This window comes from Pseudomonas sp. SJZ078, assembly GCF_007828255.1.
Lineage (GTDB): Bacteria > Pseudomonadota > Gammaproteobacteria > Pseudomonadales > Pseudomonadaceae > Aquipseudomonas.
This window is the reverse complement of the sequence record NZ_VIUG01000035.1, coordinates 49,573-61,454: the sequence shown is the minus strand read 5'-3', so window position 1 is coordinate 61,454 and position 11,882 is coordinate 49,573. Positions and strand designations below refer to the sequence as shown.

Below are 11,882 nucleotides of genomic sequence, written 5' to 3'. Positions count from 1 at the left end.
GCGTTGGTCGCTTCGATCAGCCGCGAGCGCGCGTCGTAGCGATAGGTCGCCAGGGTCTGTTCGGTGCGCCAGGCCTCGTCCAGGGTGGGCGCCGGATGGAAGCTCTGGTAGTCGAGGGCGATGAGGTGGCGCTGATCGTAGCGCAGCTGCAGGGCGCGCCCGGCCCCGTTGTCCAGGCGGCTGATGTCGCCATGGATGTTGCGCTGGATCGTCAGGCGGTTGTCATAGCGGTCGCTGAGGGCGGTCAGATAACCGTCGCGAAAGTGTAGGAAAGGTGCGTTTTCGCCGGGTTGGGCGATGATCAGTTCGTCCGGCTCGACCCCCAGGTAGATCGCCGCCCGGGCCAGGCTGTTGTGGATGGCCGGGCGCTGGGCGTGGGGCAGCGGAAAGGTGGTGCGGCGGTTTTCCTGGTCGATCCAGATGACCTGTTCGCCTTCAAGCTGCAGGCGATGCGCCAGGGCATGGCTCCAGCCGCGCCCCAGCCCCACGTCCTGGTTCGCCGCACTGCTGCGGTACAGGCGGGTGAAGACGAAGGGCAACCGGCCATCGAGCGTGCCGTCGTCCAGGGTCAGCAGTTCTTCGCCGGTGACCATCGACACCGGGCAGCCGTCGGTGCGGGTCAGGGCCGCGCTGTCGGCGCTGTCGCCATTGGGGTTTTTCGGTTGGGCCGGGGCGTCGTCGTGGGGTTCGTGCTTGCTCAGCCGGGTAGCACTTTGAGACTTTTCCCGCGCCACAGCGGCGGGATTGCTGACCGACAAGGACGGCCCATGCTCAGGCGTAATCTGCAACGAGCGGACAGGAGTCGGTTTCAATGACGCGCCCTGGGCGCTGACCAACACCGGTTTCAACACATCGGCATGCTGGTTGAGCCGGTCAGGGGCGAATTGGCCCAGCCGTTGGCTCGACGCCCGCAACCACTCCCGTGCTCGCCCGGACTGGAGCTGGTCCAGCACTTTGCCACTTATGCGCACGCCCAGGCCGAGGGCGCCGGTCAAGCGGATCAGCAGGAAATTGATCAGCACCGAGGCCCGTATCTGTCCAACGACTTCGGCCAGGTACTGGGGCGGCAGCATCCGCAACCAACTGGCGAATGCGGCCATGTGCACGAAGAGCAACGGCTCGTCGCTCAGCACCATCAGCCCCTTGGCAATCGCCTCGGATGAAGCTTTGAGCAACTGGTCGAGCTCGGCCTGGGTCAGATACTCCAACAGCTTCTCGCTATTGGCTTGCAGGTCCGCCAGCAGTTCGAAGACCTGCTTGACGTCATTCCACAGCGCTTGCAGGGCGTTTTCGAGTCCGCGCCAGTCGGCCTGCTGCAACAGGTTGTAGCGTTCGCGAAACCCGGCGTCGGAAAACTCCGCCCAGAGCGGTTGAAACTGGGTTTCCCATTCCTCTTTCAGCCAGCCCTCAAGCTCGCCAATCACCCCCTGATAAGACGCGTACAGCGCCTTGACGTGATCCGCGGTGACCTCGGGGAAGAAGCTGATGCGATAGCGGCGCCCCCGCCAGCATTCGGGGATTTCCAGGATGCCGCTGGGGCCGATGGTGTAATGGAGCGGCTCGCCGAAAGTTTCCTTGCCCGGTTCACCGTCGATGACCGGCTCCAACATCACCGGCGTGTTGCCGATCGGCACGAAGCGCGCCGCCTGAAACAGGTGCACCAGCGTCAGTGGGCCGCTCGCCGGACACGTCGCCATGATGGCGATGAAGGGCTCATTCAGATTTTTCGGCGCCGCGAGGGCCACTTCGTTGCCGACCTTGAAAACCTGTTCGGTGTCCAGCGCCCAGCCGGTCCAGAAGCTCTGTGCCCAACTGTCGTAGTCGTTCAGGCAGTTGCGAAAATCCGCCAGTACCGTTGCCGCATCGGGCTGATCGGGGTCCATGGCCGCCACCACCAACGAGCCGATGGCGTTGTTCAGGCGCAGGAGTTTGTCAGGGGCAAACATGCAGGGATCTCGCGGTACAGGGACGGACGCGAGACTTTGCCGGGGCGAGCTGGAGAAATAAGTCAGGGAAGGAGGTAATGGATGTAGGGCGATTCGTTAAATCCAGTCGCGACGCCATCGCGAGCAGGCTCGCTCCCACATTTTTGAATGATGTCCATCGCAGGCTGATTCAGCGCGAGATGTAGACCGAAGCTCATTCCCAACAAATAACCACCAGCAAACCCTCAACCTATCGTAATCTCGCTGCTGAATCCTTTATGCCCGCAACCGGCCCGAGATCTCGCCCCGATGCCCTCCATCTACCAACTCAAACCCGCCTTCCAGAATCTGCTGCGTCCTACCGTGCAACGGCTCTACGACAAGGGCGTCACCGCCAACCAGGTGACCCTGCTCGCAGGCATCATTTCCGTGCTGGTGGGTGCGGTGATCGCCTGGTTCGCCAGTCATCCGTGGGTGTTTGTGCTGGTGCCGGTCTGGATGTTCCTGCGCATGGCCTTGAATGCCGTGGACGGCATGCTGGCGCGGGAGTTCGGCCAGCAATCGCATCTGGGTGCCTACCTGAATGAGCTATGCGATATCATCGCCGACGCGGCCCTGATCCTTCCCTTTGCCTTGATTCCTGATGCCAGTCTGTTGCTCGTGTTGTTGGTCACGCTGTTGGCGTTGTTCAGCGAATACGCGGGTGTGCTGGGGGCGATGGTCGGGGCTTCGCGGCGCTATGACGGCCCCATGGGCAAGAGTGACCGGGCCTTTGTATGTGGCGTGTTGGCGACCGGTATTGCCTTGGGTTGGTTCGGGGCGCTGTGGGTCGATGGTGTGATGGCGGTGGTTGCCGCCCTGCTGGTTTATACCTTGGTCAACCGGGTCCGTCATGGCCTGGACCAAGTGAAGGAAAACGCTCCCTCAGCATAAGGAAGTCGCAATGCGCGAAGCTCAAGACCGGACATTCACCACTTTTGATGGCGTGGAGTTGTTCTACCGGCACTGGCCGGCCGTGGCCGCGGCCCCGGGCGAACCCCGCAAGGCCGTGTTGCTGTTTCACCGAGGTCATGAGCATTCCGGGCGCATCGCACATCTGGTGGATGAGCTGGATCTGCCCGGCTTCGACTTCTTTGCCTGGGACGCCCGCGGCCACGGCCAGTCTCCCGGTGAGCGCGGTGACAGCCCGAGTTTCGCCACCAGCGCGCGGGACGTGCAGACCTTCTGCGACCACATCGGCGCGACGCATCAGATCGATGAGCAGAACATCGCCGTGGTGGCGCAAAGCGTCGGCGCGGTGATCGCGTCCACCTGGGTCCACGATTATGCGCCGCGCATTCGCTCACTGGTGCTGGCGTCGCCGGCGTTCAAGGTGAAACTGTACGTGCCGTTCGCCCGCCCGGGCCTGGCGCTGATGCGCAAGTTTCGCGGCAACTTTTTCGTCAACAGCTACGTCAAGGCCAAGTTCCTCAGCCATGATCCGGAACGGGTGGCGTCCTATGACAACGATCCGCTGATCACCAAGGCGATTTCGGTGAATGTGCTGCTGGGCCTGTATGAAGCCGCCGACCGCGTGGTCGCCGATGCCCAGGCGATCCAGGTGCCGACGCAGTTGCTGATCTCCGGCTCCGACTTTGTGGTGCATCGCAAACCCCAGGAGCAGTTCTTCGAGCGGCTGGGCAGCCTGCACAAGGAAAAACACATCCTGCCGGGGTTCTTCCACGACACCCTGGGCGAGAAGAACCGCGCGCCGGCCATTGCCAGCGCACGCCGTTTCATTCTGCAGAATTTCGCCCGTCCGCTGGACCGCCCTTCCTTACTGGATGCGGACCGCATTGGCGCGACCTGCGCCGAGTCCGAAGCCCTGGCCACGCCCCTGCCCCACAACTCGTTGCGCGACCTGTACTGGCGCATGACCCGCGCCAGCATGCGCTTGGGCAGCAAGTTGTCGGCCGGGGTGAAGCTGGGTTTCGACACTGGCTTCGATTCCGGTAGCACCCTGGATTACGTCTACCGCAACCGCCCCACCGGCACTTCGCCGATTGGCAAGATGATCGACCAGAACTACCTGAACTCCATCGGCTGGCGAGGCATCCGCCAGCGCAAGCTGAACGTCGAGGAGTTGCTGCGCCTGGCGATGGGCAAGTTGCGCGAAGAGAACCGCGAGGTGCGCATCGTCGACATCGCCGCCGGGCACGGCCGCTACATACTCGAGGCGCTGCACGGCGTTAATCCACTGCCCGAGTCGATCCTGCTGCGCGACTACAGCGATATCAACGTGCGCGACGGCAGCGCGCTGATCGCCGAAAAAGGCCTGGAGGACATCGCCCGGTTCGTCAAAGGCGACGCCTTCAACCGCCAGGACCTCGCGGCGCTTACGCCCAAGCCAACCCTCGCCGTGGTGTCCGGCCTGTACGAATTGTTTGCCGATAACCAGATGGTCGGCGGTTCGCTCGCCGGCCTGGCCGAAGCGGTGGAGCCCGGCGGTTACCTGGTGTACACCGGCCAGCCATGGCACCCGCAACTGGAACTGATCGCCCGCGCCCTCACCAGCCACCGCGCCGGCCAGGCCTGGGTGATGCGTCGGCGCAGCCAGGCCGAAATGGATCAATTGGTCGAGGCGGCGGGCTTTCGCAAGATCACCCTGCGCGTCGATGAGTGGGGCATCTTCAGCGTGTCGCTGGCGCAGCGCGTGCAGTGATGAGCGCCGTCATCGCCCCGCCCCGCGAACCTGCCCTGCTGAAACCGGCGGTGTGCTGGCTGCTGTTGCTCGCGCCGTTGTTCTTCAGCACCTACGGTTTCGCCACGTGGGTGACGTCCCAGCGCGACGACGTCGGCAGCCTAGTGTTCGGCTGGGAAAGCCACATGCCGTTCATGGCCTGGACCATCGTGCCCTACTGGTCGATCGATCTGCTTTACGGCCTGTCGCTGTTGCTGCCCACCAGCCGCGCCGAACTCAAGCGCCACGCCTTGCGTCTGCTCACCGCCCAGGCGATTGCGGTCAGTTGCTTCCTGATCTGGCCACTGCGCTTCACCTTTCCCCGACCGGAAATGGACGGAGTGTTTGGCTGGCTGTTCGACGTCCTCGCAGGCTTCGACAAACCGTTCAACCAGGCGCCGTCGCTGCATATCGCGCTGCTGGTGATTCTCTGGATCTGCTACCAGCGACACCTGCAGGGTGCCTGGCGCTGGTTGATGCACGGTTGGTTCGCGTTGATCGGCGTATCGGTGTTGACCACTTACCAGCATCACTTTGTCGACGTACCGACCGGCGCACTGGCCGGCTGGCTGTGTGTCTGGTTGTGGCCGCTGGACCGGCCGAGCCCGCTACTCAGTGCCCGCCTGACGCCTGATCGCAGCCGTCTGCAATTGGCCCTGCGCTATGGCGTGGGTGCGGCGGCGCTGTTCGTCCCGGCATTCGCCTTTCGCGGCGCGTGGCTCTGGTTGATCTGGCCGGCGGTGGCGGTATCGTTGGTGGCGCTCAACTATCTGCTGTTCGATGCCGGCGGCTTTCAGAAGCGTGCCGATGGCCAACTGAGCCCGGCGGTGCGCTGGTTGTTGGCGCCGTATCTCGCCGCTGCCTGGATCAACTCTCGCTGGTGGACGCGCAAGCATCCGCAGCCGGATCACGTGACCGATAACGTCTGGCTGGGGCGCATTCCCACCCCGCTGGAGTTGAAGGACAGCGCGTTTACCGGGGTGCTCGACCTCTGTGCCGAAATGTCCATGGACAGCAGCGCGATTGCCTATCGCTCGTTGCCAGTGCTCGATCTCACGGCACCGACCAGCGAGCAATGCCTGCAGGCGGCGCAAGCGATTGAAAAACTGCGCCAGCAAGGGCCGGTGCTGGTCTGCTGCGCCTTGGGTTATTCGCGCAGCGCCACCGCGGTGATCGCCTGGCTGTTGCACAGTGGCCGGGCGGCCAGTGTCGACGCTGCGATTGTGCAACTCCAGCGCGTCCGCCCTCATATTGTTTTACATCAGGCGCACCGTCAGGCGCTGGAGCCATTGCGCAAAGGCCATCGCCATGAGCAGTGACATGCAGCTGCACACTGTGGCGAGCCTGTTGCGCCGGGGCCATTCGCTGGACCAGTTTTCCACCGGGTTGGCCCTGCTGGCGGCGCTGCTGGGGTTGGGTCAATGGCTGGTGGGCAATGTCGATCCCTGGTTGCTGCTGTTCAGCGTCGTGCTGTTCAGCCTCGGCGTGTTGCAAAAATACTGGGCGTTGCGCGTGGCGTTCGACGCCGATCTGTTCCAGCGCGTGGCGGACGGTATCCAGCCATTGGCCGAGCGGACCCAGGCACTGGATCAGGCACTGAGTACGCTTGGCCTGCAACCGCCCGAACGCAGTGGCCGCCCCTGGAGCGAACGCAGCCACGGCGCCTTGCGGCTGCTGCGCAGGCAGTCGCTGTTGTTGGCCGCACAAATCGTCTTGACGCTGGGCTTCATCCTGGCCAGCCCTTGGTTAGCTTTTTCAGGATAAGGAATCCTCATGCTCGAACCCGTGGTCGCCAATCTCATCACCTCCGCCGCCCGCATGGTCACGGGCGCCCGCAGCCTGTGGCTCGGCAGTGCGCCGCGACCGGTGCAGCGGATCTACTTCGCCAACCACAGCAGCCACGGTGATTTCGTGCTGCTCTGGGCCTCGCTGCCACCGGCATTGCGCAAGCTCACCCGGCCCGTGGCGGGTTCCGATTATTGGCAAAAGAGCCCGGTGCGTCGCTACATCATCAACCGGGTGTTCAACGGCGTGCTGGTGGATCGGGAGCGCAAGGACCCGTCCTATAACCCTCTGCAGCCGATGCTCGAAGCCCTGGAGAACGGTGACTCGCTGATCATCTTTCCGGAAGGCACGCGCAACCCCGATGAAGGATTGCTGCCGTTCAAGAGCGGGATCTATCACTTGATGAAGAGTCATCCCGAGGTCGAGGTGATCCCGGTGTGGATCGCCAACCTCAACCGCGTCATGCCCAAGGGCCGCGTGCTGCCCCTGCCGCTGTTGTGCACCACCAGTTTCGGCGCGCCGTTGTGTATCGAAGACGGTGAAAGCAAAGAGCATTTTCTTGAACGCAGCCGCGCCGCGCTGCTGGCACTGGCCCCGGAGCACGTCTGATGGATCGATATACCCTCATGTTGTTTGGCGGGATTGGCGCAATTCTGGTGCTGGCTTCGCTGATCGGTTTCATTCTCAAGCTGAAGACCAAAGGCACGCCGAACTCAGTCATCGACAACCTCAATGCGCGGATCAACGCTTGGTGGATCATGGTGCTGGTGATTGGCATTGCGTTCTGGCTCGGCAATGCGGCGGTGATCCTGTTGTTCTACGCCGTGTCGTTCTATGCCCTGCGGGAATTCCTGACCCTCACACCGACCCGGCGCAGTGATTATCCAGCGTTGGTGGCCGCGTTCTACCTGGCACTGCCGCTGCAATACCTGCTGATCTACTACGACTGGTACGGACTGTTTTCGATCTTTATCCCGGTGTATGTGTTCCTGCTGTTGCCGATCCTGGCGTCCCTGGGGGGCGACAGTACGCACTTCCTGGAGCGTGCTTCCAAGGTGCAGTGGGGATTGATGATTGCGGTGTTCTGCATCTCCTTCGTCCCGGCCTTGCTGACCCTGGACATCGCCGGTTTTGAAGGACGCAACCTGCTGTTGATCGCTTACCTGGTGATCGTGGTGCAACTGTCGGATGTGCTGCAGTACGTGTGCGGCAAGCTGTTCGGCAAACACAAGATCGCGCCGAACCTGTCGCCGTCGAAAACCGTCGAGGGTTTTGCCGGCGGTATTTTCCTGGCTTCGCTGATCGGTGGTGCGCTGTGGTGGATCACGCCGTTCAACCCTTGGCAATCATTCCTCATCGCCTTGCTGATCAACCTGCTGGGCTTTGCCGGCGGCATCGTCATGTCGGCAATCAAGCGCGACCGGGGCGTCAAGGATTGGGGGCACATGATCGAAGGCCATGGCGGCATGCTCGATCGGTTGGACTCGGTATGCTTCGCCGCGCCGATCTTCTTCCATCTGGTGCGGTACTGGTGGACCTGAAAAAAAGCCCACTTGAAGTGGGCAAAGGGAAAACGAGTGTTACGTCACGCCGGAAAAGCATCAGGTCGACTGCTTACCGGTGGCTGGGGGCATAGCGGTGCAATCGCCTCGGACTTTGCGCGCCCGGGCCAGGGCGCGCTCCCATTCCCGAGAGTCGTGGCTGCAAAAGATATCCACGGGTTGATGGTCCCGGGACAAGGCCAGTTCCCGCAAACGTCCCTGGTTATGCAGGCGCGCCGGACGATGGGTGTCCATCATGTACTGATAAAGCTTCAGGCCCGGTGGGCAATGGGGCTCGGGCTGGTGGACTTCATCGTGAAAGAAGTACGCATCGCCGGCGTGTAGCATCCAGCCGTCCGGGGTGCGCAGGGCGATTCCGGCGTGACCGGCGGTGTGGCCCTGTAGCGGCACCAGGAAAATATCTTCTTCCTCGGCACCGATCAGTGCACGCACCGAGTCGAAGCCGAACCAGGTATCGCCTTCGGTGGTGTAGAACTCCCAACTGTCTACCCCCTGCCACTGGCGGGCCTGGAACCGACGCCGACTGATCCAGGTATTTGCAGAGCGGGCCACCGCCATCTCATCGCGCATCACATGCACCCGGGCCTGGGGGAAATCCTGCAGCCCACCAGCATGATCGAAATCCAGGTGGGTCAGCAGGATATGGCGCACATCGTGGGCATCGAAACCCAAGCGCCGGACTTGCTCCAGGGCCGTGAGGCGATGTTCGAACTTGATGTTGTTGAAGACACGAAAGAACCGGCTCAGCCGCTCCGGCGTCTGGACATCCCGCTGGCCGAAACCGGTGTCCACCAGGATCAACCCGTTGGTATCGGTTTCAATCAACAGGCAATGACACACCAGACACGCCGTCAGCCCCCCGCTATACCCATCGAACAAAGCCCCACCCACCGGGCACATGCAACCGCAGTTCAGGTGATGGACACGCATGGATGGCCTCCTGTCGCGGGGGGGTGGGCTTGTCCCGTTTTATGAATGGGCTCTTTGAAATCGACTGGAAGTCAGGGGGAGAATTCAGGGAAAGCGACAAGCGGCGGACCGCAAGCTGAAAAACCTGTGGTGCCTAGTGCAAAACCTGTGGAGAGGGAGCTTGCTCTCGCCACATTTCTGTACGTGGCAGAGCGATGGTGCAAATCGACAGTTGCCGAGTGGGCCATGCAATCGCTAACTTAACCTGAAATATCATTACAGGCCTCGCAATGCCTTCCATCAGTTTTCATATCGACGATGACCTCAAACACCGGTCATTTGCCGAGCTGAAGAAGCTCGGCATTACTCCATCCGAACTGATGCGTCAGGCCCTCCAATACGTCGCAGAACGAGGAACGCTACCGTTCGACGAAGAGGACGAAGTGCTCTTTGAAAAGGCTAAAAATCGTCTAGCTGCCCCTCAGCGAGTGAAGGTCAGCTTGGACGATTCCGATTTCACGGATAGCTAAAGCTCTTCACCAACGTCAGCTCCCCCACCGCCCGCATCGGCACGACAAACGTTTCCATCTTCTCGCTCGGAGTGCCTTCCTCGGTGATCACGGTGACTTGCGCCGTGGTCAGCGCTTGCACAGCGTCCTGCCCGCCGCTGCTTTCCCCGTCGCCTTCCTCGTCATCCGGAACGCTGCGATAACCGCCGCCGTAGTAGTTCAGATAGACCTGGTATTGCCCTTTGATCGGTGCGGGCATGGCGAAGATTTCCGGGCCGTAGCCGGTGGTGACGTCGACGTCGAGGACCGCGCCGTTGGGGGCGACGCGGTCGCCGTACCAGATGTGGGCGCCGTCCGGGGTGATGACGTGCAGGTCCAGGTCGGTGCCGTCGCTGTCCCAGGTCAGCAGCACCCGCAGCTTGGCCGGGGTGGCGCCGCCGCTGGTGTTGAGGAACTGGGTGCGGTGACGATGCTGGCCGTCGGGGCTGCGCACCTCGACGCTGTTGCTGCCGTTGGGGAACGAGAACGGCCGGTCGAAGCGACCTTCCTCATCGAGCTTCAGCGGCAGGGCCACACCGTTGACGATGAGCTTGCCCGGCTCGTTGTTGTCCTTGGGCATGGCCTTGATCTGGCCGGTGATGCGCGCGGTGTTGGCCTGGCCCTGGGGCGTGTTGACCGACGAGGCCGGATAATTGACGGTCTGGCTGAAGTTTTCGCCTTCGCCGCCCGGCGCCCCGCTGCGCCACCCACCAATCGGAGTGTCGAGTTTGATCCCATCGGCGGCAATGGCCAGGGGCAACGCGGTCATGGCGCAGAGCAACAGCAAGACCTGTGGATAACGGAGTGTCATGGTCTATTCCAGCAAGAGGTGACGGGCGAGCCCTTCGATATAGTCTTCGTCCTGGCCGTTGGGGTGAGCTTCAAAGGCCAGGTGCAAATATTCGTGTGTCAGGTCGAGACGGTCCTGCAGCGACAGCACACCACGGACGTAGATGCGCTGGCGTTCGCGGTCGACGTAAGGCCGGCCGAAAGCGACGCGGCACACCGCGAATGAGCTGATTTCGTTGTAGCCCACTTCGCTTTCCAGCCTGGAGCGCCAGCCTCGACGCTGCTTGAGCAGCCAGTCCTGGGCGGCCGGCAGCGCTTCGCAGGACGCCACGGGGTTATCCCAGCGGCTGAGACTGGCACGCGGATAGGCATGCAACAGGATGGCGTCGTAGCGTTGGCCGGCGTTGGCTTGTTCCACGGCTTGCAGCCAGGACAGTTTGTCCGGGCCGGGTTGGTCGGAGTGGTAGGTGACGTCGGTGCCGGCCAGGACCAGATCGCTCGTCCAGGCCGCAATGGCACGGGTTTGCGCTGCCGCCGGGCGGGGGGCGACGCGCTGGCGATGGCTGCTGTCGTCGATGCTCAGGCAATCGCCGTTGCGTTGGGCGTTTTGCAGCAGATAGGTGCGGATCGCCACGGCCAGGGCCTTGGCTGCTTCGGCGGGTTCGGCCTTGGCCTCGCGTTGCAGGACCCGGGCGACGTATTCCTCCCGATCCAGCCGCGCCACCAGTTTGCCGGGCGTCAGGAACAGTTCGCCATCGCTGTGAATATCCAGTTGGTTGCCATTGGTGAACTCGACGCGGTAATCGCCGCGCAACTGGCCCAGCGAGGCTGGCTGGTTGCCCGACATGACCTGCTGCAACGGATAACGGGCAAACAACCCCACTTCCACGCAACGCCCTGTCTCGGCCGGCCAGTGGGTCGGCAGCGCCGTGGCCAGTCCATCACCGAACACCTTCAGGACCTGCTGGCTGGTGCCGCGCCCACCGGCCCATACGGGCGTGCCATCGGCCAGCCAACCGGCGAAGCCGCCCTGGCGCGACGACGGTCCCTGGTCGCCCAGCCAGCTCCAGGTCTTGACCCGCAAACGGCTGCCCAGTTGCCCCACGAGGCGACCATCCGCCGCATTGAGCGCCACGTCCAGCAGCACCCGGCGGGCCTGGTCCTGGGCCGGCAGCGTCGCCAATGCCTTGAGCAATTGCGCGACGGGAACCTGTTTTTGCGGTTGCAGGGTCGGCAGGTCGAGCAGCCACGCCGGCGCCTGACGGGCCTGCCAGTAGTCGCGCCAACCGGCGGCCGAAAGCCCGAGCCGCTGCGGTTCGAAATACAAGCCGCAGGACTTCACCAGTGCCTGATCGCGACCAATACTTTTCCCGGCGCTGCAGCAGTAAACCTCTTCTTTCGACTCCCCGCGGCATTCATACACCGGTTCGTGGGCGCCGGTGTCCACCAGCCACGCGTAGACGAACAACTTCCACAGACTGCCCAGCGGTGTCTGCAGGGAATCGGGCAATGGCTGGCGATCCAGCACCTGGGTCTGGCTCACCCGCAACAACTGGCCGTCGAAGGCCAGGCGCAACGGCTCGTCCTGCGCCGTCGCCAGCGCAGGAATCAAGCACAACAGCCACCCAACCCACCGCTTGCGCAT

The 11,882-nt window shown here is 62.8% G+C and carries 11 protein-coding genes; 7 read left to right on the top strand and 4 right to left on the bottom strand.

The window, feature by feature from the left end; genetic code table 11:
* Window positions 1-1,946, bottom strand: a 1,946-nt coding sequence (locus FBY02_RS23925; RefSeq protein ID WP_256667461.1) for a DUF6531 domain-containing protein, incomplete at its 3' end; no start/stop codon positions are given.
* A gap of 288 nt (window positions 1,947-2,234) precedes the next feature.
* Here FBY02_RS23925 and FBY02_RS23920 point away from each other — a divergent pair.
* Genes FBY02_RS23920 through FBY02_RS23895 form a run of 6 tightly spaced genes read left to right on the top strand, consistent with a single transcriptional unit; the run spans window position 2,235 to window position 7,970 of the window.
* Window positions 2,235-2,858, top strand: coding sequence for a CDP-alcohol phosphatidyltransferase family protein (locus FBY02_RS23920; protein WP_144930565.1), 624 nt, complete (start codon window positions 2,235-2,237; stop codon window positions 2,856-2,858).
* Between the two features lie 10 nt (window positions 2,859-2,868).
* On the top strand, window positions 2,869-4,626 hold the full coding sequence (locus FBY02_RS23915) for a bifunctional alpha/beta hydrolase/class I SAM-dependent methyltransferase (protein ID WP_144930564.1): 1,758 nt from the start codon (window positions 2,869-2,871) through the stop codon (window positions 4,624-4,626).
* Window positions 4,626-5,963 carry a phosphatase PAP2/dual specificity phosphatase family protein gene (locus tag FBY02_RS23910; protein WP_144930563.1) on the top strand — a complete coding sequence of 446 codons (1,338 nt, stop codon included), beginning with the start codon at window positions 4,626-4,628 and terminating at the stop codon, window positions 5,961-5,963. Before FBY02_RS23915 ends, FBY02_RS23910 begins: the two co-directional genes overlap by 1 nt.
* Window positions 5,953-6,408 (top strand): hypothetical protein, encoded by a 456-nt coding sequence (locus FBY02_RS23905; RefSeq protein ID WP_144930562.1) that lies wholly within the window; start codon window positions 5,953-5,955, stop codon window positions 6,406-6,408. Before FBY02_RS23910 ends, FBY02_RS23905 begins: the two co-directional genes overlap by 11 nt.
* 9 nt (window positions 6,409-6,417) lie before the next feature.
* Complete coding sequence (locus FBY02_RS23900; protein WP_047702737.1) at window positions 6,418-7,038, top strand: 1-acyl-sn-glycerol-3-phosphate acyltransferase; 621 nt, start codon at window positions 6,418-6,420, stop codon at window positions 7,036-7,038.
* Window positions 7,038-7,970: a phosphatidate cytidylyltransferase gene (locus tag FBY02_RS23895; RefSeq protein WP_047702738.1), complete on the top strand. Its 933-nt coding sequence runs from the start codon at window positions 7,038-7,040 to the stop codon at window positions 7,968-7,970. Before FBY02_RS23900 ends, FBY02_RS23895 begins: the two co-directional genes overlap by 1 nt.
* A 60-nt stretch (window positions 7,971-8,030) precedes the next feature.
* Here the strand turns inward: FBY02_RS23895 and FBY02_RS23890 are convergent, their stop codons facing one another.
* On the bottom strand, window positions 8,031-8,921 hold the full coding sequence (locus FBY02_RS23890) for an MBL fold metallo-hydrolase (protein ID WP_144930561.1): 891 nt from the start codon (window positions 8,919-8,921) through the stop codon (window positions 8,031-8,033).
* Between the two features lie 269 nt (window positions 8,922-9,190).
* On the opposite strand from FBY02_RS23890, the gene FBY02_RS23885 reads away from it, so the two are divergent.
* Window positions 9,191-9,430, top strand: coding sequence for a type II toxin-antitoxin system RelB/DinJ family antitoxin (locus tag FBY02_RS23885; RefSeq protein ID WP_144930560.1), 240 nt, complete (start codon window positions 9,191-9,193; stop codon window positions 9,428-9,430).
* Here the strand turns inward: FBY02_RS23885 and FBY02_RS23880 are convergent.
* Both FBY02_RS23880 and FBY02_RS23875 read right to left on the bottom strand, forming a co-directional pair.
* Entirely contained in the window at window positions 9,417-10,259 is an 843-nt protein-coding gene (locus tag FBY02_RS23880; RefSeq protein WP_144930559.1) for a YfaP family protein, read from the bottom strand. The two genes, FBY02_RS23885 and FBY02_RS23880, sit on opposite strands and share 14 nt — an antisense overlap.
* 3 nt (window positions 10,260-10,262) lie before the next feature.
* Window positions 10,263-11,882 carry a DUF2300 domain-containing protein gene (locus FBY02_RS23875; protein ID WP_144930558.1) on the bottom strand — a complete coding sequence of 540 codons (1,620 nt, stop codon included), beginning with the start codon at window positions 11,880-11,882 and terminating at the stop codon, window positions 10,263-10,265.